The 20,685-nt window shown below is 55.9% G+C and carries 19 protein-coding genes; 16 read left to right on the top strand and 3 right to left on the bottom strand.

The window, feature by feature from the left end:
- Positions 1-23: 23 nt before the first annotated feature.
- From BUB72_RS13220 to BUB72_RS13210, 3 genes are all read right to left on the bottom strand, one after another.
- Positions 24-296 carry a hypothetical protein gene (locus BUB72_RS13220; protein WP_073144577.1) on the bottom strand — a complete coding sequence of 91 codons (273 nt, stop codon included), beginning with the start codon at positions 294-296 and terminating at the stop codon, positions 24-26.
- Between the two features lie 168 nt (positions 297-464).
- Positions 465-1,235: an enoyl-ACP reductase FabI gene (gene fabI / locus BUB72_RS13215; RefSeq protein WP_073144575.1), complete on the bottom strand. Its 771-nt coding sequence runs from the start codon at positions 1,233-1,235 to the stop codon at positions 465-467.
- Between the two features lie 6 nt (positions 1,236-1,241).
- The gene (locus BUB72_RS13210; RefSeq protein ID WP_083588675.1) at positions 1,242-3,089 is read right to left on the bottom strand and encodes a PHA/PHB synthase family protein; all 1,848 of its coding nucleotides are present in this window, start codon (positions 3,087-3,089) and stop codon (positions 1,242-1,244) included.
- A gap of 176 nt (positions 3,090-3,265) precedes the next feature.
- Here BUB72_RS13210 and BUB72_RS13205 point away from each other — a divergent pair, with 176 nt between their 5' ends.
- From BUB72_RS13205 to BUB72_RS13130, 16 genes are all read left to right on the top strand, one after another.
- Positions 3,266-4,246 (top strand): HlyD family secretion protein, encoded by a 981-nt coding sequence (locus tag BUB72_RS13205; RefSeq protein ID WP_073144573.1) that lies wholly within the window; start codon positions 3,266-3,268, stop codon positions 4,244-4,246.
- Positions 4,243-6,978 carry a ribosome-associated ATPase/putative transporter RbbA gene (gene rbbA / locus BUB72_RS13200; protein WP_073144570.1) on the top strand — a complete coding sequence of 912 codons (2,736 nt, stop codon included), beginning with the start codon at positions 4,243-4,245 and terminating at the stop codon, positions 6,976-6,978. Before BUB72_RS13205 ends, rbbA begins: the two co-directional genes overlap by 4 nt.
- A gap of 1 nt (position 6,979) precedes the next feature.
- Positions 6,980-8,104 carry an ABC transporter permease gene (locus BUB72_RS13195; protein ID WP_073144568.1) on the top strand — a complete coding sequence of 375 codons (1,125 nt, stop codon included), beginning with the start codon at positions 6,980-6,982 and terminating at the stop codon, positions 8,102-8,104.
- Between the two features lie 128 nt (positions 8,105-8,232).
- The gene (gene gad, locus BUB72_RS13190; RefSeq protein WP_073144566.1) at positions 8,233-9,615 is read left to right on the top strand and encodes a glutamate decarboxylase; all 1,383 of its coding nucleotides are present in this window, start codon (positions 8,233-8,235) and stop codon (positions 9,613-9,615) included.
- On the top strand, positions 9,608-11,506 hold the full coding sequence (locus BUB72_RS13185; RefSeq protein WP_083588674.1) for an aspartate:alanine exchanger family transporter: 1,899 nt from the start codon (positions 9,608-9,610) through the stop codon (positions 11,504-11,506). The genes gad and BUB72_RS13185 overlap by 8 nt, the downstream gene beginning before the upstream one ends.
- A 123-nt stretch (positions 11,507-11,629) precedes the next feature.
- Positions 11,630-13,099, top strand: a complete 1,470-nt coding sequence (gene arcD, locus BUB72_RS13180) for an arginine-ornithine antiporter (RefSeq protein WP_073144563.1) — start codon at positions 11,630-11,632, stop codon at positions 13,097-13,099.
- 26 nt (positions 13,100-13,125) lie between these two features.
- Positions 13,126-14,358, top strand: coding sequence for an arginine deiminase (locus BUB72_RS13175; RefSeq protein ID WP_073144561.1), 1,233 nt, complete (start codon positions 13,126-13,128; stop codon positions 14,356-14,358).
- Positions 14,359-14,371: 13 nt separating this feature from the next.
- Entirely contained in the window at positions 14,372-15,406 is a 1,035-nt protein-coding gene (locus tag BUB72_RS13170; RefSeq protein WP_139250682.1) for an Acg family FMN-binding oxidoreductase, read from the top strand.
- A 4-nt stretch (positions 15,407-15,410) separates the two neighbouring features.
- Positions 15,411-16,412 carry an ornithine carbamoyltransferase gene (argF, locus tag BUB72_RS13165; protein WP_073144559.1) on the top strand — a complete coding sequence of 334 codons (1,002 nt, stop codon included), beginning with the start codon at positions 15,411-15,413 and terminating at the stop codon, positions 16,410-16,412.
- Position 16,413: 1 nt separating this feature from the next.
- Positions 16,414-17,337 (top strand): carbamate kinase, encoded by a 924-nt coding sequence (gene arcC / locus BUB72_RS13160; protein ID WP_073144557.1) that lies wholly within the window; start codon positions 16,414-16,416, stop codon positions 17,335-17,337.
- Positions 17,334-18,728 (top strand): F0F1 ATP synthase subunit beta, encoded by a 1,395-nt coding sequence (atpD, locus tag BUB72_RS13155; RefSeq protein ID WP_073144555.1) that lies wholly within the window; start codon positions 17,334-17,336, stop codon positions 18,726-18,728. Before arcC ends, atpD begins: the two co-directional genes overlap by 4 nt.
- A complete protein-coding gene (locus BUB72_RS13150; RefSeq protein WP_073144553.1) occupies positions 18,725-19,135 on the top strand; it encodes an ATPase in 411 nt (136 codons plus the stop codon). The genes atpD and BUB72_RS13150 overlap by 4 nt, the downstream gene beginning before the upstream one ends.
- Positions 19,132-19,419, top strand: a complete 288-nt coding sequence (locus tag BUB72_RS13145) for an AtpZ/AtpI family protein (protein ID WP_073144550.1) — start codon at positions 19,132-19,134, stop codon at positions 19,417-19,419. The genes BUB72_RS13150 and BUB72_RS13145 overlap by 4 nt, the downstream gene beginning before the upstream one ends.
- Positions 19,416-19,715 carry an N-ATPase subunit AtpR gene (locus BUB72_RS13140; protein ID WP_217653860.1) on the top strand — a complete coding sequence of 100 codons (300 nt, stop codon included), beginning with the start codon at positions 19,416-19,418 and terminating at the stop codon, positions 19,713-19,715. The genes BUB72_RS13145 and BUB72_RS13140 overlap by 4 nt, the downstream gene beginning before the upstream one ends.
- Entirely contained in the window at positions 19,712-20,401 is a 690-nt protein-coding gene (locus BUB72_RS13135) for a F0F1 ATP synthase subunit A (protein WP_073144548.1), read from the top strand. Before BUB72_RS13140 ends, BUB72_RS13135 begins: the two co-directional genes overlap by 4 nt.
- Positions 20,398-20,685: a F0F1 ATP synthase subunit C gene (locus BUB72_RS13130; protein WP_073144546.1), complete on the top strand. Its 288-nt coding sequence runs from the start codon at positions 20,398-20,400 to the stop codon at positions 20,683-20,685. The genes BUB72_RS13135 and BUB72_RS13130 overlap by 4 nt, the downstream gene beginning before the upstream one ends.

Genomic DNA, 20,685 nt, shown 5'->3' with positions numbered 1-20,685 from the left:
CGGCCTTTCTTCTTTGCCGCGCCTCAGGAATTGAGGGATGCCTGTTCGTCTTTGGTTTTCTGGCCTTCAATCTTCTCTGCAATATCCTCGGCTTCGCGGAACGCGTCCCCGGCCGAGGGTTTGCCATCGACGTGTGCCGTTTGCTTGTGGTTGATTTTCAGATCAGCCTCGCCCCAAGGGTGGGTGTCGATTTCCAGATCATCGCCATTTGCCGTTGAGGTGAAGCGCTGCTCGGTCGCTCCTTTGCCAGCGGGGTAGCTGAGGTCGGGTTGCCATTTGAGTGTCTTCTTGGTCATTTGTAGCTCCGTTGTTTTGTGTCGGGCCGGCTCACACTGAGTGTTGAGCGGCGATGCAATCGGCATCAGCACCTGCGAGAACCAAGATTGCGCGCCCGAGGCTGTGTGGTCCGTCCATAACAAGCGTTGTTCGTGCCGTTTCGTTTTCCTTAAGTGCTGGTGTGGGCTTCATGCGCGGACGTGATAACCGCCATCGACAAAAGCGATGTTGCCGGTCACTTTGCGTGACAGGTCGCTGACCAGTCCGACCGCCATCTGACCAACATCTTCGATACCCACGAGGCTCTGTTGGGGTGCACGATGACGCGCGGCTTCGATCAATTCGTCGAAGTGGTCAATTCCGGAACCTGCGCGGGTTTGCAGAGGGCCAGGCGAGATCGCATTTACCCGGATTTGTTTCGGGCCAAGCTCGGCGGCCAAATAACGCACTGTTCCCTCCAGCGCTGACTTGACGGGCCCCATGATGTTATAGTGATCGACGACTTTGTCGGCACCATAATAGCTCATTGTTAGGATGCTTCCGCCGTTAGTCATCAGTGGGGCCGCAAGGCGCGCCATTCGGATCAGGGAGTGAACCGAGATGTCCATTGCCTGAGCGAAACCCTCCTTTGAGCATTCGCTCACCGGGCCATGCAAATCATCCTTAGGGCAGTAGGCGATTGAGTGTAGAATGAAGTCGAGCTGACCCCACTCGCGATTAATCGCCTCAAAAACAGCCTCGAGTTGTCCATCGATCTGAACGTCCAAAGGTAGGAAAATCGGTGCGTCCAATTTGGCCACGACGGGAGCAACAAAAGGCTTGGATTGTTCTTGAGCATAGGTCACCGCGAGGTCGGCCCCTGCCGCATGAAATGCCATGCCGCAACCTGCAGCAATGGAATGCTCATTTGCAATTCCAACGACAAGACCGCGTTTGCCTTTTAGTAGAGTATCAAGCATCTCCGACTACTCCTGGAACACGAAAGTACCGGGCGCATCACAGAGTGGCGCATAGCCCTTCGCCTTTGCTCCAAGCGCTGGAGGGGTGACCTTTTCACCGGACCGTTCTGCGACCCAACCTGACAAAACCGGCCACCAAGATCCGTCCACAGAGGATGTTTCGTGTATCCAGCGACCGGGGTCGATATAGGAATCGTCCTTAGCTTTTTCCCGCACGCGGTAGTGGCGGTGCGGATGCCCTGGTTCAGACACGATGCCGGCGTTGTGCCCACCACTTGTCAAAACAAAAGTCACGTCCGTGTCCGAAAGCAGGTTGAACTTGTAGACAGATTCCCAAGGTGCCACGTGGTCGCGCTCAGTGCCCACAAGAAACACCGGCACGCGGATGTCAGAAATCGCGATTGGCTTGCCATCGACAAGATACCGACCTTCGGCCAAATCGTTGTTCAAAAACAGCTGCCGTAGGTATTCCGAGTGCATTCGGTATGGCATGCGGGTAGCGTCGGCGTTCCATGCCATCAGATCATTCATCGGGGTGCGTTCACCCATTAGATAGTCATGCACGACCCGCGACCAGATCAGGTCGTTCGAGCGTAGAAGCTCGAACGCACCCGCCATCTGCGTGGTATCCAAGTAGCCTTGGTCCCACATCAAATCTTCGAGAAACGTCAACTGGCTTTCATCGATAAACAACATCAACTCGCCCGCTTCTGTGAAGTCGATCTGGGTTGCGAGCAGTGTCAGGCTTTTGAGGCGCGCGTCGCCGTCACGCGCCATCGCGGCGGCAGCAATCGACATCAATGTGCCGCCCAGACAATAGCCTACCGCATGAACCTTGTGCCCGCCGCCAATCGCATCGACTGCTTCAAGCGCATCCATGACGCCCAAGGAAACGTAATCATCCATCCCCAGATCCCGGTCATCTGCATTCGGGTTCTTCCATGAAACTATGAAGACGGTGAAGCCCTGCGCCGTCAGATAACGCACCAGCGAGTTTTGCTCGCTCAGATCAAGAATGTAGTATTTCATGATCCATGCGGGAACGATTAGAATGGGTTCTGGATGGACCTTTTCGGTTGTGGGCTCGTATTGGATCAGTTCCATCAGGTCGTTGCGGTAGACGACCTTTCCCAGCGTGGTCGCCATGTTGCGCCCAACTTCAAAATCCTCCGAACCAACAGGGCGTTTTCCAGCGCTGGCGCGCGATAAATCCTCGATGAAGTTTTGCCACCCGTGATACAGGTTCATTCCGCCCTCTTGTGCGGTCTGTTTCAGCACTTCGGGGTTTGTCATTGCGAAATTTGATGGGGAGAATACGTCGAGCAGTTGGCGCGAGGCGAACTCGACGACGTTCTCGTGCTGCTGCGTCACCCCTTCGACACCTGTGGTCGCGTTGTGCCACCATTGTTGGTTTAGCAGGAAGCTCTGGTACATTAGGTTAAAGGGCCATTTCTGCCAGCTTTCATCTTTGAAGCGCCGATCCTGAGGCAATGGCGTGATACAGGTGTCAGACGTGTCGGGATTGCCGACACAATGGGTCGCATGATTTGCCAGCCGCCAAGTTTTCTTCCCGGCCTTCTCCAATAACTCCAGGCGCTTTCCCGGAGCAGATGCCAGATGCATGGCCCAATCAGAATAGGCAGAGGCCAGCGCAATCGGAGAAAGGCCCGCCGTAAACTTGGCCAAGGCCGCTTTTAGCCCTTTGTCTAATGCTTGCTCCATCGTGGTGTGGGTGTGCGAAAGCGGGTTTGAATCTTTGGCTACGCTTATCGCTTGGGAGACATTGCGGGGTGGCGGCGCGCCAACCTTTTTCTGTGGAGTTTTTCCGTCCCGAAGGGGTGTGATCTTTGCCATTGCTTGGACCTTTCTCAAACTATGGAATTTGAAGGTGAGCTATCGTCAAGCTGGTGACTGCCGATTGATGTTCGTCAATCACCAGACAAGCTGGGATGGCAATTGGCGGTCATTGAGCGACCTAAGACACGTCGTTCCCCTCACGTTTCGGGAGTATTTTTGATGGATTGCAGATCATGAACAAGAAATGGGTGATCTTAGTCGTAGCCCTTCTTGCCGCTGTTGGTGCTGGTGCGCTTTGGTGGCAAAACTCGGTCGATGCGTCGCTACCAGATGGCATTGGCTCTTCCAATGGACGCATTGAGGCCGAGAGGATCGAGATAGCCACAAAGCTTGCGGGTCGGATAGCCGAGGTGGCTGTGGCAGAGGGAGACTGGGTCGAGGCCGGACAGCTTATCGCAGAAATGGAAACATTCGAGCTTGATGCGCAGCTACACGCGGCGCAGGCGACAGTTCGTCAAGCCGAGCAGCAAAAGTTGCAGGCGGAGGCCCTGTTGCGTCAGCGCAAATCAGAGGCGTTAACGACTGAGACAGAGTTTGCGCGCGTCGAGAAGCTGACTGCGGATGGGTTCTACAGTGAAGCACAGTCGGACACGCAGCGCACTGTTCTCGATACAGCACAGGCTGCCCTTGCGGCAGCAGAGGCAGGGATACCTCTGGCAGAGGCTAACATCGCAGCGGCTGAGGCTTCTGTCGAACGCCTTCAAAGCCTAATTTCTGATGCAAAACTGACCGCACCACGGGCAGGTCGTGTTCAGTACGTCCTAGCGCATTCCGGCGAAATCCTTGGTGCGGGAGGGCGGGTCGTAACACTCACTGATCTTTCTGATATGTACATGTCGATTTTTCTTCCGTCTGGTGATGCAGGACGATTGGCTATCGGAGCCGAGGCTCGCATCGTTCTTGACGCGATTCCAGATTACGTCATTCCCGCCAGAGTCACCTTTGTTGCAAGCACGGCTCAGTTCACGCCCAGATCGGTTGAGACTCAACAAGAGCGGGATCAGTTGATGTTCCGGGTCAAATTGACCATCGCGCCAGAACTGCTTGCAGATTATCAGGATCGAGCGCGTGCCGGGGTTCCGGGTGTTGGATACGTATTGGTCAAAGAAGGTGCCGTCTGGCCTGCTGATCTTGCTGTCCGTCTTCCCCAATGACCGATGCGCCCATTGTCCAATTGTCCAGCGTAACCCATCGCTATGGGGCGACTGCGGCGCTGGACGACATTAGTTTGGATATTCCTGCGGGCTGTATGGCAGGATTGATCGGCCCAGACGGTGTTGGTAAATCGACATTGCTGGCGCTTGCTGCGGGTGTACGCAAGGTGCAGACGGGGCAAGTGCAAGTTTTAAGGGGCGACATTCGGGATCGCCACCATTTGAAGGACTGTAACACCCGCATCGCTTACATGCCGCAGGGTCTGGGGCGGAACCTTTATCCAACGCTGACGGTCACAGAAAATCTGGACTTCTTTGGCAGGCTCTTCGGGCAATCCAAGGCGGAACGCGAGGAGCGTATCGCTGATCTGTTGAAAGCCACCGGACTGGACCCGTTTCCAGATCGTCCCGCAGGAAAGCTGTCTGGTGGTATGAAGCAAAAGCTCTCACTGTGTTCGGCACTGATCCATGATCCTGATCTATTGATTCTGGACGAGCCGACGACGGGCGTTGATCCGCTTTCGCGTCAGCAGTTCTGGGACCTCATCGACCGTATCCGGAGCGAACGCCCTACCATGAGCGTCATCGTCGCAACGGCCTACATGGAAGAAGCTGAGCGTTTTGATTGGCTGGCAGCCATGTCTGATGGCAAAGTCATCGCGACCGGAACCCCAGAGGATGTGCGGATACAATCCGGCCAGTCTACGTTGGAGAAGGCCTTCATCGCATTATTGCCCGAAGCAGCACGCCAGGGTCACCGGGATGTGGTTGTGCCGCCGCGCGCGCATGTCGAAGGGACCCCTGCAGTTCAGGCGATATCTCTAACCAAACGGTTCGGCGATTTCGTTGCGGTAGATGGTGTGAATTTCGAGATTGAACGCGGCGAGATCTTCGGATTCCTCGGCTCCAACGGCTGCGGCAAGACGACGACAATGAAGATGTTGACGGGCCTGCTTCCGGCTAGTGATGGGCAGGCCTTACTGTTCGGCGAGCCGCTGGATGCGAACGACATGCGAACCCGCCAGCGGGTTGGCTACATGTCGCAATCCTTTTCGCTTTATAGCGAACTGACAGTGCGCCAGAACCTCGATCTGCACGCTGAATTGTATCAGATCCCGGTTGCCAGACGGGCAGGGCGGGTGGCCGAAATGCTGGATACTTTTGCACTACGTGACGAGGCTGATCAGAAACCAGACGCGCTACCGCTTGGTATTCGTCAGCGGCTACAGCTAGCTGTTGCGGTCATTCATGCGCCCGAAGTTCTGATCCTTGATGAGCCAACGTCAGGGGTGGACCCCATTGCACGAGACGCGTTCTGGCAGCATCTAGTGGGTTTGTCGCGCGATAATGGAGTCACCATCTTTGTCTCAACTCACTTTATGAACGAGGCAGAGCGCTGTGACCGGATATCGCTGATGCATGCCGGGCGGGTTCTGGCGGTGGGTGCACCGACAGAGATCACAAAATCCAAGGAAGCGGCAACTCTGAATGACGCCTTTATCAGCTATCTGCGAGAGGCAGCAGGCGATATCGAGGAAATGCAAACGACACCTGCATCGTCATCGCCCACCCAATTCAGAGCACCGGAACCTCAGCGCCAAAGCGGCTTCCAGTTCGCACGCCTCTGGGCCTTTGCCTTGCGCGAAACAATGGAAATTCTGCGCGACCCGCTGCGATTGACCTTCGCCTTTCTGGGGCCGGTCATCTTGATGCTGACCTTCGGCTACGGCATTTCTTTTGACGTTACGGACCTTCCCTATGCTGTTCTTGATCAGGATCAAACGTCTGAGAGCCGTACCTTGCTCGAGGCCTTCTCCGGGTCGCGGTATTTTGCGGAACAAGCCTCAGCGACGAGTTCAGAGGAACTGGAGGCGCGACTGCGAGCAGGCGAAATCGCAATCGCAATTGAAATTCCCCCTGACTTTGGGCGTATGCTTTTGCGGAATGAGTCACCCGAAGTCCGCATCGCCATAGATGCCGCCATGCCGTTTCGCGCTGAAACCGCGCGCGGGTATCTGCAAGGTCTGGCCTTAACCTACATGGAAGATCAGATTGAGCGCACTTACGGCGAGGCAATAGACACCAGCGGCGCAGAGATCGAGACCCGCTTTCGCTACAACCAGGCGTTCAAAAGTGTCTTTGCTATCGTGCCGTCGGTCATCATGCTGATGCTTGTCCTGATCCCAGCGATGATGGCGGCCATGGGGGTCGTTCGGGAAAAAGAGACTGGATCAATCGCCAATTTCCGCTCGACGCCGGTGACGCGGACCGAGTTCGTTTTGGGCAAGCAGTTGCCCTATGTCGTAATTGCGATGCTGAGCTTTCTGACGCTTCTGGTCGTGGCCTACGCCGTGTTCCACGTCCCTGTCCGGGGATCGGGGTTTGCTTTGCTTGTTGGAACCTTTTTGTATGTCTTGGCGACTACTGGCTTTGGCGTGTTGATTTCGACATTTACCAGAACGCAGGTCGCAGCCACTTTTGCAGCTGCTATCATCGCAATTATTCCAGCTGTGAATTTTTCCGGCCTGCTGGTCCCGGTCTCGTCGCTGTCCGGCGGCGGTCGCATGATTGGTTTGGGTTTTCCATCAGCTTGGTATCAGCAAATCAGCGTTGGCACATTCACCAAGGAACTTGGATTCGCGGAGCTTTGGCAAAATCATGTCGTTCTGGTCGGCTTTGCATTTCTGTTTATTGCTGTGTCGATCCAGATGCTTGGCAAGCAGGAAAAATGAAATGATGCAGTGGTTGTCAAATATCTATCGGCTCGGGTTGAAGGAACTGCGCAGTCTTCGTGCTGATCCAGTGCTGCTTTTGCTCATAGTCTATATTTTCAGCTTTGCGGTCTACGCCGTGGCGACGGGGGCAAAGCTGGAAGTTGTGAATGCCTCGGTGGCTTATGTCGATCTGGACCGTTCGGACCTGACAGGGCGGATCATAGAAGCGATTCTGCCACCTGAGTTTGACACGCCTGAGGAGATTTCTGCGACCGACATCGACCGCGTGATGAACAAAGGCGACTATGTCTTCGTGCTGTATTTCCCTCCCGGATTCGAGGCGGACGTGATCGCGGCGCGCCTTCCCGAAGTTCAGTTGAACGTCGACGCGACGGCGATGGTGCAGGCCGGGAACGGGTCGGTCTTTCTTCAGGAGATCATCTCGGCTGAAGTCACCAAATTCATCGCGGGCGATGACACATCCACATCTCTGCCCATCAATCTGGTTGTGACTGCGAAATTCAATCCAAACCTGCAATCTACATGGTTCTCTTCCGTGATGCAGGTCATCAATAACGTAACCATTCTGTCTGTGTTGCTCACGGGTGCGGCCCTCATCCGAGAGCGCGAACATGGAACGATTGAGCATCTTCTCGTCATGCCCGTCTCGCCAGCGGAAATCATGCTGGCGAAGATCTGGGCGAATGGTTTGGCGATTAACGTGGCGGCTGTCTTGTCGCTCTGGCTGGTGGTGCAGGGCATTCTGGCAGTTCCCATCGCAGGATCGATCACGCTTTTTGTAGCTGGAACGGTGCTCTATCTGGTGTCCGTCACGGGCCTTGGAATACTTCTGGCAACGTTCACAACATCGATGCCACAGTTTGGCCTTCTGGCGCTGCCGGTTCTGGTGATCATGAACCTTCTTTCAGGCAGCACCACGCCCATGGAGAGCATTCCCGATTGGCTGCAAACAATCATGCAAATCTCTCCGTCTACGCATTTCGTCGCCTTCTCGCAGGCAATCCTCTATCGGGGCGCAGGGCTCAATACTGTTTGGCCCGATATGCTTGTAATGGCAGGGTTGAGCGCGATATTTTTTGTACTTGCCTTAATGCGGTTCCGGAAAACCATGGCTGCGAATTAACACGCGTTTCAACGACGTGTTTGCGGCTTGACGCAGGTCAATCCTGCCCATGTCCGTTCGGTCAAATGTGTCTCGATGCCCAAATCATCACCTGCGGGGTGAGATAGCTTTTCGAAAGGACACAACAGATGCCGATCCATGCAGTCAAAGATCATTTGCACCCAAGTATCGAAGATATCTATTCGACGAGTTCGTCGGAGCGAAGTCTGCCAAAATATCGGATGCCAGACGGCCTGACTGAAGCGCATGCGGCCTATGCACTCGTCCGGGATGAGCTCTTGCTAGATGGCAATGCGCGCCAGAACCTTGCGACCTTCTGCACAACTTGGGTGGAAGACGAGGTTAAGCAGTTGATGACCGACGCTGTCGATAAGAACATGATCGACAAGGACGAATACCCCATGACTGCGGAAATTGAGAGCCGCTGCGTGCATATCCTTGCGGATCTTTGGCATGCGGAAAAATCTTGGGACACGATTGGGTGCTCAACAACCGGATCGAGTGAGGCCGCGATGCTGGGCGGGCTTGCACTCAAATGGAAGTGGCGGGCAAGGCGCGAGGCTGAGGGCAAGGATACAGCCAAACCCAATATCGTGACGGGCCCAGTCCAGATCTGTTGGAAGAAATTCGCTCGTTATTTCGATGTTGAGATCCGTGAAGTGCCTTTGGAGGGCGATGCACTTGGCCTGCAACCGGCGGATTTGCGGGAACACTGTGACGAAAACACGATTGGTGTCGTCGCAGCATTGGGCGTCACCTTTACCGGCATCTATGAACCTGTCGAGGCGTTGGCGCGGGAGCTTGACGCAATGGAGCGTGATCTCGGCCTCGATATCCCGATCCACGTTGATGCGGCCTCCGGTGGGTTTATTGCCCCCTTCATTCAGCGCGACCTAGTTTGGGATTTTCAAATTGACCGTGTGCGTTCGATCAATGCATCGGGGCATAAATACGGCTTGGCACCGCTGGGTGTGGGCTGGGTTGTCTGGGCGTCAAAGGACGATCTGCCCGATGATCTGATTTTCTATGTCGATTATCTTGGTGGCAATATGCCGACCTTCGCACTGAATTTCTCGCGCCCCGGTGGCGAGATTATTGCGCAATATTACAACTTCCTGCGTTTGGGGCGTGAAGGGTATACCGCCATTCAGCAAGCCTGCTCAGATACAGCGCAATGGTTGGGCGCTGAGTTGGCCAAGATTGGCCAGTTCGAGATGGTTTATGACGGGCACGGCGGTTTGCCTGCGGTGGCTTATAAGCTGAAAGAGGGCGATCACGGCTTCACGCTATATGACTTGTCCGAGCGGGTGCGCATGCGTGGCTGGCAGATCGCGTCCTATCCGCTCCCCGCTGACCGCGAAGAAACTGTCGTCCAGCGCATTCTGATCCGGCACGGCGTGAGCCGCGATCTTGCAGCGCTTTTGCTTAAAGACATCAATCGCGCGATTGAGCATTTGTCAAAGAACCCCGTGCCGCATTCAACAGCCAAGCCGGGGTTTCATCATGGCTAAAGCACATGATTGCGTTGGCGCAATTACGCAGCGCAACACCCACTTTCTTTTCGCGCCATTGCTTCTGATTGGTGGTCCGGTTGTCGCACAAAGCGGCGGAACCACTACTCCTGAAATTGTTGTCGGGCAGGTCTTGGACAGAATCGAACCGGTCACGGAAGCGGGGCTCCACGGCTTTTTTCAGCTATTGGGAAACCAGCCAATCGCCTTCGTCTTACTGGCGCTTGCGATGGGGTCGCTCATTGGTAAATATAGCCTCAAAGGCATCTCACTGGGGTCTACCGCGGGGACCTTGCTTGTGGGCGTCATCTTCTCGATGATCGCCGAAGCGGCTTACGGCATCACGTATACCATTCCCGGAATTCTGTCGTCTTTCATGCTATTGTTGTTCATGTATGCGCTCGGTCTAAAAGTTGGGCCGCAGTTCTTTTCAGGGCTGCGCAAGGGCGGTTTGGCTTTTGTCGGGATCGGGCTTATCGTCTTTGTCTTGAACTGGCTGATTTGCTATTTTGGGGCCGCGTGGGCCGGGCTGGCACCGGGATACGCGACGGGACTTATTTCCGGCAGCTATACCATCACCGCCATTTTAGGCGTAGGTCAGAATGCACTGGCCAGCGGCGCCTATATCCCGCCAACTGATATGACAATCGAAGAAGTCGGGGCGAACATGGCGGCGGCTTATGCCATTAGCTATGTGCTTTCGAGCGTGGGTATCATCCTGTTGATCCGCTATCTTCCGCGCATCTTCGGCTATGATGCTGTTGCAGATGCAAAACAGGCCGAGGCTGATTTTAGCGGGGGTGCCGTCCATCCAGTTCCCGGCGCACCCGGAGCTCTGACGATCGGGTTTTCGCCCTATGATCTTCGCGCTTTCGAGGTCAGACATGAGAGCTTTGTTGGCCGCACATTGACAAAGTTGGCGAGTGACTTTCCGCAAGTCCCGATCCTGCGTGTCGTGCGCGACGATGTCGTGCTGGATCCGGCAGAAAACCCGATCATTTCTAGCGGCGATATCGTGACCGTGCGCGCAAATGTACATGATCTCATTCTGGAGGAAGGGGAGTTGATTGGGCCGGAATCCGATAATCCGCTGGCCCGTAACGTCCCGATGGAGGTTGCTGACGTTCACGTAGGTTCACACGCCATTTCGGGAAAGACACTGGAAGAGCTTGAAAGCCAAGGCACAGGCGGTATCGCTGTGCAGGCCCTGTTTCGCGCGGGCAACGAACTTCCACTGGGTCCCAAAAGCGACGTGCGTTTTGGGGATGTACTGCGGTTGACCGGGCCTGACGGGGCGCTCAAAGCAGCCGCCAGCCAACTGGGTGGCCATGTCATTTTGCCGACCTTGAAGTCCGAGGTGCTTTACCTGTCTCTTGCGATGTTGGTGGGATATCTGGTTGGTATCGCGACCGTTCATATTTCGGGCATCCCCTTTGCCTTAGGGACGTCAGCTGGGTGCATACTCGCAGGTGTTGGCGTCAGTTACTTTCGCAGCCGGAACCCTGAATTTGGGGGTCCGGTGCATGAAGGTGCCCGCAGCTTCCTTCAGGATTTTGGTTTGAATGCCTTCGTCGCCGTTCTCTCAGCAAATGTAGGTCCGAAGGTAATTTCAGCCCTAGGGGGTGACACGATCCTTTGGTTAGCATTGATCGGGACTGCCGGAGCGCTCATTCCGCCATTGGTAGCCTTTTGGGTCGGGACCAAGGTCTTCGGTCTTAACTCGATTATCGCTGACGGTGCGACAACTGGCGGACGCAACAGCACGCCGGGCTTGAATGCAATCATTGAGGAATCAGGAAGCTCAATTGCTGCAGTGCCCTATCCGGTGAGCTATGCCCTAACAACCGTCCTCGCGCTCATTGGTGGCTACTTTTCAATGATCCTGTCGTGATCGCAGATCACTAAAGCCAGCTTGATCGGTTTCCAATTGATCGTCCTGTCTGCCTATTGACGCACGTCAATCCTGCTTGGGTCAGTCCTGTATTTTTAGCCTGAAACGCAAAGGAGTGTGCCGATGTCGACCGATCTGACAGCAAAAGACGATTTATCGACCCAGACCAAATCCGGCACATTAGGTTTGCTGCCGTTGACGGCTCTCGTCGTCGGATCCATGATTGGTGGTGGGGTCTTCAGCCTGCCGCAGAACATGGCCCGCGGGGCATCCGCTGGGGCTATCACCATTGGCTGGCTCATTACTGGTGTCGGGATGCTGGCGCTTGCCTTCGTGTATAAGAACCTGTCCACCCGCAAACCTGCGCTTGACGCGGGGCCGTATTCCTATGCGCGTGCTGGGTTCGGCAATTTTGTGGGCTTTAACAGTGCTTGGGGTTACTGGATCAGCGCGTGGATCGGCAACGTATCCTACGTCGTTCTGATTTTTGGCGCGCTCAGTTATTTCTATGCACCCTTCGGTGAAGAGGGGAATACGTGGCAGGCCATTGTCGGTGCCTCGATCTGTGTATGGCTTGTTCATGCGCTGGTTTTGATGGGGGTGCGACAGGCGGCGATCATCAATACGATTACTACGGTCGCCAAGCTGGCACCCATCTTTCTTTTCATCGTCCTTGCCGTCGTGGGTTTCAACATGCCGACGTTCGAGCTGGATTTTTGGGGCACTGAATCCCTTTCACTCGGAAGCATCACGACCCAAGTTCAAAGCACGATGCTGGTAACACTGTGGGTCTTCATTGGGATCGAGGGGGCCAGTGTCGGCTCCGGTCGTGCCCGTAAGCGCAGCGACATCGGCAAAGCCACCATTCTTGGCTTCGTCACAGTTCTCTTGCTATATCTGCTTGTCTCTCTGTTGTCGCTTGGCGTCATGTCCCAACCCGACCTCGCGGCCCTGCCTGCCGCCGCCTCCATGGCTTATGTACTTGAGTCAGTCGTTGGCCCTTGGGGCTCGGTGTTGGTCAGGTTCGGCCTTGTGATCTCGGTCGCTGGTGCGTTCCTGAGCTGGACTTTGCTGGCAGCTGAAATTGCGTTTCGAGCTGCCAAAGAAGGCATGCTGCCAGAGGCCTTTGGCAAAGAAAATGAAAATGGGTCCCCATCTGGTTCACTCTGGATCACCAATATCTGTGTGCAAGTTGTCCTGATCGTAACACTATATGCGAACTCGACCTATCTCGCGCTTTTCTACATCGCGTCCACTGCCATTCTAGTCCCATACGTGTTCTCTGGTGCCTATGCGCTCAAGCTTGCGATGACCGGCGAAAGCTATGATCTGCAAGAGAGTCGTGGTCGTGATATGGCTATTGGAGCGCTGGCGATGGTTTACGGGGCATGGCTGGTCTATGCGGCAGGGCCAACGTATTTGCTGATGTGTGCGATCATCTATGCGGTCGGTATCCCTGTCTATGTCCGGGCGCGTAAGTCCGAAGACGAAAAGATGTTCTCTCCCGTTGAAATCCTGATTGCGATTGGCCTCGTCGGGGCCGCCATTGTTGCGGCCTATCTGATGTTGACAGGTGCAATCAGCGCCCTGTGACTCGCGCTTTTCAAAGGAAAATCTCTATGGAAAATGAAAAAAAACTGGGCGTGTATTCCGAAACTGGAAAACTGCGACAGGTGATCGTTTGCAGACCGGGTCTGGCGCACCGTCGCCTAACGCCTGAAAACTGCCAAGACTTGCTTTTTGATGACGTGTTTTGGGTCAAACAGGCGCAAAAGGATCACGATGTCTTTTCCGCGACAATGCGCGCTGAGGGCGTCGAAGTTCTGGACGTCAATGATCTGCTGGCCGAGACGCTGGACATCCCCAAAGGCCGGGATTGGGTGTTGGATCACCGGATCACACCAGATCAGATTGGCGTTGGCATGATGTCTGAGTTGCGCAGTTGGATGGATGAACTGTCTGGCGTGCAACTTGCTGAGTACTTGCTGGGCGGGCTTGCCACGGATGATCTAGACTTTGAGGCAACAGGGCTTTTCGGCAGTTATCTCGGCCAACACGGGTTCATACTGCCGCCTTTGCCCAATGCTCTGTTCACTCGCGACAATTCTGCGTGGATATATGGTGGCGTGTCGGTCAATCCCATGCATTGGTCGGCAAGACGGCCAGAGACGCTGTTGAATACCGCAATCTACAAGTTTCATCCCAAGTTCGCGGGCAAAACGACGATCCACTGGGGCGATCCCACACTAGACCACGGGCTTGCGACAGTGGAGGGCGGCGACATCATGCCAGTAGGCAACGGCACTGTTCTGGTCGGTATGGGTGAGCGGTCTTCGCCACAAGGGATCGGGCAACTGGCCGAGGCGTTATTTGATACAGGGGCGGCTGAGCGTGTCCTGGCGTTCCGCATTCCCAAGTCGCGGGCCGCGATGCATCTGGATACGGTCTTTACGCTGTGTGGCGGTGACGTGGTGACGACCTTCAAAGAGGTCGCGGATGAGTTGATCTGCTACGACATTCGCCCCGGCGAGGGCCGCGCGCCACTGGAGTTTCGCCTCGACCCGCGTCCGATCTTCGACATTGTCGCCGAGGTGCTGGGTTATAAAAGCCTGCAAATCGTGCCGACCGGTGGCAACACCGAGGAAGAGCGCGCACGTGAGCAATGGAACGACGGCAACAACGTTCTGGCTCTGCGTCCCGGCGTGGTGATTGGCTACGATCGCAACGACGACACAAACGCGGCGCTCAAGGCGGCCGGAATCGAGGTTCTTGCGATACCTGGTGCCGAGTTGGGCCGTGGCCGCGGCGGTGGGCATTGCATGAGCTGCCCGACAATCCGTGATCCGGTGTGAGGGGGGTAAAACATTGAGCGATTACACCGCCACCATGGATACTTGCCGCCGCCCGCTCGACACACGAAGCCGTGCGCCCATGCGCCGGAATCGGGAATTGGTTCGCTACGCCACATTGGCTACCAACAGCCACAACACGCAACCGTGGTTTTTCGACGTCAGTGAGGACCGCATCACGGTACATATTGATCGTAGCCGCCGTTGCGTGGTTGTCGATCCTGACGATCACCATCTTCACGTCAGTCTCGGCTGCGCGACAGAAAATATTGTGATCGCTGCGTCAGGGTTCGGTATCGTCGCGACGCCATGTATTGCTAGCGACGGCGCCTCAGTACAAATTGACTTGGTCGAAGAAGCCATCCCGGCTTCACCGCTTATTGCGGCAATTCCATTGCGGCAAACGACACGTTCCCTGTTTGATGGCAAACCGCTGACTGAGGCTGAAAAACTGGCATTGACCGATGCAGCCGCTGGTCCGGACGTGACATTTCACCTGATACAATCACCGGAATGTATCGCCGCATTGCGTGAAATGGTCGTTGTTGGCAATGCAAAACAAATGGCTAATCCCAAGTTCGTTGCTGAGCTTGTGCTGTGGATACGCTTCAGCGCGCGAGGGGCCAGAATTCGGCGCGACGGGTTATTTGGGCGGTGCCTTGGCAACCCGAGTTTGCCCGAATGGGTGGGTCGCGTGATTTTCCCCTTCGTTTTCCGGGTAAGTTCGGAAACCGCCAAAATTCGTCATCAGATTTCGAGCGCTTCTGCTTTGGCCGTATTTGTCAGTGACCGGAACACGCCAGTGAATTGGGTCGAAACTGGCCGTGCATTTCAGAGATTTGCGCTTGCCGCCACCTCTTTGGGGCTGATGAACGCGCATATTAATCAGGCGATTGAAGTCTCCGAGCAGCGTGATCAAGTTGCAACGCTGCTTGGGGAGACAGAGGGCCGCCCTTCTTTGCTGCTACGAATAGGGCGTGGAGAGCCGATGCCCTACTCTTACCGCCGAAATGTCGAAGAGGTCATGACCGAAACCAGGAAATGGAACTAATACAATGGCTTACAATCTTAGAAACCGTCACTTTCTGACCCTGCGGGACTTCACACCTCACGAAATCACGTTCCTGTTGAAACTTGCAGCAAACCTGAAGACCGCGAAGATTACCGGAACGGAAGTTCCGACGCTGCAAGGCAAGGACATCGCGCTGATCTTTGAGAAAGACAGCACGCGCACGCGCGTGGGTTTCGAGGTGGCCGCTTATGATCAGGGTGCGCGGGTCACATATCTTGGACCCACAGGATCCCACATCGGGCACAAGGAATCCATCAAGGACACCGCGCGAGTCCTAGGGCGGATTTACGACGCGATTGAATACCGTGGCTTTGGGCAAGACGTCGTCCAACAGCTTGCCGACTTCTCTGGTGTGCCGGTCTATAATGGCCTTACCAACGAATTTCACCCCACGCAGATTTTGGCTGATTTCCTGACCATGCAGGAGCATGTCGATAAGCCGCTGCATCAGGTGTCCTATGCGTTTCTGGGCGACGCCGGCAATAATATGGGCGACAGCTTGTTGATCGGTGGGGCCAAGATGGGGATGGATGTGCGGCTTTGCGCGCCCCAAAGCCTTTGGCCCGTTCAGGCGATCCGCGACGAGGCACAAGCGATTGCCGCCGAGACGGGTGCCCAGATTACCATTACCGAAGATGTGGACGAGGCCGTAAAAGGGGCCGATTTCATCTACACGGATGTTTGGGTGTCCATGGGCGAGGCCAAGGAGAAATGGGGTGAGCGGATCAAGCTGCTGACACCGTATCAAGTGACCGCCGATGTGATGGCCAAAACGGGCAATCCGCGCAGCTGTTTCATGCATTGTCTGCCCGCATTCCATAACGCCGAAACCACCGTGGGGGCCGAGATCAAAGCCGAGTTCGGCATTGATGCGATGGAAGTCACTGAAGAGGTGTTCGAGAGCGCTGCGTCCATCGTCTTTGATCAGGCCGAAAACCGGATGCACACAATCAAGGCGGTTCTTGTCGCCACCTTGGGAGCCTGAGATGTTGGTCGTCGCAGCCGTGGGCGGCAATGCGCTGCTGCAGCGCGGTCAACCGCTGACGGCGCTGGCGCAGCGTGCCAATGTCCGGACGGCAGCAGAGGCGTTGGCCCGGATCGTGCGCGCTGGCCATCAATTGATCGTCACCCATGGGAACGGGCCGCAGGTGGGGCTTCTGGCTTTGCAAGGCGCGGCCTATAAGCCAGATGAAGCCTATCCTCTGGATGTTCTGGGGGCCGAGACTGAAGGTATGATCGGCTACCTGATAGAACAGGAGTTGGAAAATTCTCTTGGCCATGACCACGCCGTTGCCACGTTGCTCACTCAGGTCATCGTCGATCCAAAAGACCCGGCGTTTCACACGCCAACCAAGTTCGTCGGGCCCGTTTACACGCGGGGCGAGGCCGAAGCGCGCGCCAAAGCGGCTGGGTGGACCATTGCGCAAGATGGCGAAGATTGGCGGCGTGTCGTGCCGTCGCCTGCGCCCATTGAGATTCCGGACATGCGCGTCCTGCGGTTGTTGCTAGATCAAGGCGTGATCGTGATCTGTGCGGGGGGCGGGGGTATACCTGTAATTCGGCGCGCCGATGGCAGCATGATCGGGGTAGAGGCTGTGATAGACAAGGATGCTGCCAGCGCCATGCTAGCTGCGGACATTGGTGCGGATGCCTTGCTTCTGCTGACGGATGTTGATGCCGTCTATCAGGCTTTTGGCTCAGACGCCGCGACGCCCATGGCTCATCTGACCCCGGACCAGGGGCGGGCACTTTCCATGCCCAAAGGGTCGATGGGACCTAAGGTCAGTGCTGCGTGTGGATTTGCCGAGTTGGGCGGGTTTGCCGGTATTGGCCGTCTTGCCGATGCGCTGGCCATCCTTGAGGGCAAGGCGGGCACGCGAATTGCAGCAGAGAACCGAGACACACCATGACAACCAACACCTCTCCCAAACCAGATGCTTTGATCAAAGGCCACATTGCTGCCATTCGTGGGGGCGTTGTGGATGTCGTGTTCGACGGCACGGTCCCACGTATTCACGATTTGCTTTATGCAGGCGAGGTAGCGTTGGAGGTTTCATCACTGATCGGGCGCGGGATGGTTCGTGCGATGGCTATGGCTCCTGTGCGAGGCCTCGGCCTTGGTATGCCGGTCCGTTCAACGGGTAGACCGATCATGGTGCCGGTGGGCGAGGCGGTGCTGGGCCGGATGCTCAACGTTTTCGGAGCGCCCATTGATGGCCTTCCAGCGCCGGACGTGGCTGAGCGTCGAGCGATTCACAAAAGCCCACCTAAATTGAGCGACCGCGTGCTGCATTCCGAAATCCTTGAAACGGGGATCAAGGCGATTGATCTTCTGTCACCCATCGAGCGCGGGGGTAAGACCGGGCTGTTCGGCGGCGCAGGCGTTGGCAAGACAGTGCTGATTACGGAACTAATCAACAACACCGTCCAACATCATAACGGTGTGAGCTTGTTTTGCGGTATCGGTGAGCGGTCCCGTGAAGCAGAAGAGTTGTACCGTGAGATGGGTGAAGCGGGCGTGCGCGATAAGACCGTGATGCTGTTTGGTCAGATGAACGAGGCCCCTGGTGTGCGATTTTTGGTGGGGCAGACTGCTCTGACCATGGCCGAGTATTTCCGCGATGACAAAGGGCAGGACGTTCTGCTGCTGATCGATAACATCTTCCGCTTTGTGCAGGCGGGGTCTGAGGTGTCAGGTCTTATGGGTCGGATGCCGTCGCGGGTTGGGTATCAGCCGACTTTGGCCACGGAATTGGCAGGCTTGGAAGAACGCATCACCTCGACCAAACGGGGTGCCATCACCTCGATCCAAGCTGTTTATGTGCCTGCAGACGATTTTACGGACCCAGCCGCCGCGCATATTTTCTCGCACCTCTCGGCCTCGGTAGTTTTGTCGCGCAAACGGGCCAGCGAAGGCCTTTATCCGGCGGTTGATCCGCTGGCCTCTGCCTCGGTTATGCTGACGCCTTCCGTTGTGGGCCAGCGGCACTACGACATCGCCCGCGCAGTGCGCCGCACCTTGGCAGAATACGAGGAGTTGCGCGACATTATCGCCATGCTGGGGTTGGAAGAGCTGTCCTCGGCAGATCGCGCGACCGTTTCGCGGGCGCGGCGGTTAGAGCGGTTTTTGACACAGCCTTTTGTGACGACTGAGTCTTTTAGTGAGACCAAAGGCAAAATGGTGCCTGTCGCTGAAACACTGAATGGATGCGAGACAATCCTGGACCAGACAGATTTTGATCTGCCGGAAAGCGCCTATTATATGATCGGCAGTCTTCAGGATTTGGAGGCGGCATCATGAGCATGGCAGCCGACATGAATGTGACCCTGAGGTTGCCTATGAGGACGCTGTTTGAAGGGCGGGCTGAACGTATTGGTGCCGTGGCCCCGAATGGCGCTTTCGGCATTTTGCCCAACCATATCGATTTCGTTACCGCGATTGTACCTTCGGTTCTGACGCTGCGGCTGGAGGATGGCTCCGAAGAGATTTTCGGTCTCGACGAGGGGCTTCTGGTCAAAAAAGGTCACGAGGTTGTCGTTATCGCCCTGCGCGGTGTGCGCGGGGATGACCTAGGTACATTGCAGGACACTGTAGAGGCAAATTTCATCCAGATGGATGAAGATGAACGGCAGGCGCGGTCGGCCTTGTCGCGCCTTGAGGCTGATATGGTGCGCAGGTTCGCCGAACTGCAAAGGCCATTGTCATGACGGAGAATCCTAAGAAACCGGTGGACGATATCGCACGCCAGGCCAAACGGATGAAATCGAACCGTGACAACCCTGGTCCAAGCCCGTTGCGTGGGATTGGGACGTTCGGGATGATCGGCTGGTCAATTGCCGTTCCAACCGTTGGAGGAGCGTTTCTGGGGCTCTGGCTCGACCGCGTCACCCCTAAAGGGTTTCCATGGACGCTTGCCCTGATCCTCGCGGGCGTGGTCGTCGGTGGATTTATCGCAGCGGCATGGATCAACAAGGAAGGAGGTGACAAATGATGTCTTTTGATTGGAGCTCCTTGATTTTGGGATTGGCAATCGGTGCCGCGACGAGCGCCGTGTTCTTTGCGGGTCTCGGTTTGGGCATGCGGATGGCTTTGCGGTCGGTGAAACCTGTCGCTGTATTGGTGCTCAGCGCCGCAATCAGGATTGCAGCCCTTCTGGGTGTTGGTTGGATTGTCGTGGAGCAGGGTGGTCCATGGTCCCTTTTGGGATACGCCGCCGCCTTCGTCATCGTCCGCTTCATTAGTTTGACCGTTGCAAGCGTCAGCACCCCATCTGGAGGTGCGCAATGAACCTGTCCCCGGATCAAACCATCATGTTTCAAGCGTGGGGTGTCCCTATAAACGCAACGATTTTCTACACATGGGTGGTTATGGCGTTGCTGACGGTTTCTGCGATCTTAATCACGCGCAATTTGCGCCCGGATGTCCCGCCAAACCGCTGGCGGACCATGTTGGAAGTGATTGTACAAGGCATCGAAGCCCAGATCGAAGAGGTGGCGGGCCGCCGCGAACGACATCTTTTATACTATGTCGGAACGCTGTTCTTGTTCGTCGCCATGTCGAACCTCCTGTTGGTCGTACCCGGGTTTGAACCGCCAACGGCGTCACTCTCGACAACCACAGCGCTGGCTCTGTCCGTTCTGATCGCGGTGCCGCTTTTTGGGATTACCAGTCGGGGTCTGGGCGGGTATCTGAAAACCTATCTTGAGCCGTCTTTCATCATGCTGCCGTTCAACATCATCTCAGAATTTTCACGCGGCATCTCTCTCGCCATCCGCCTCTACGGGAATATCATGAGCGGTGCCGTTATCGCGGCGATCCTGCTCGGTGTTGCGCCCTTCTTCTTCCCAGTTGTGATGGACGTTCTGGGCCTGCTGACGGGGCTGATCCAAGCCTACATCTTTGCGATTTTGGCGACTGTTTACATTTCCAGTGCCACTGCCACCCCTCCAAATACAGAAAAGGAAAACCCATGACTGACCTAGGCTTAATCGCTGCAATCTCTATCTTTACGGCGGGGCTGACTGTAGCGTTCGGCGCAATCGGTCCGGCCCTTGGCGAAGGGCGAGCCGCTTCAAACGCGCTGAATGCTATCGCCCAACAACCCGATGCAGCCTCAACTATTTCGCGCACCCTTTTCGTCAGTCTTGCGATGATCGAATCTACAGCGATTTACTGCTTCGTCGTTGCGATGATCCTGATTTTCGCAAATCCATTTTGGACGGCTGCGGTGGAAGCGGCGCAGGCGGCAGGTAGTTGA

Source organism: Litoreibacter ascidiaceicola, from assembly GCF_900129235.1.
Taxonomy (GTDB): domain Bacteria; phylum Pseudomonadota; class Alphaproteobacteria; order Rhodobacterales; family Rhodobacteraceae; genus Litoreibacter; species Litoreibacter ascidiaceicola.
The sequence above is the reverse complement of the archived record's forward strand: the minus strand, read 5'-3'. Positions and strand labels throughout refer to the sequence as shown.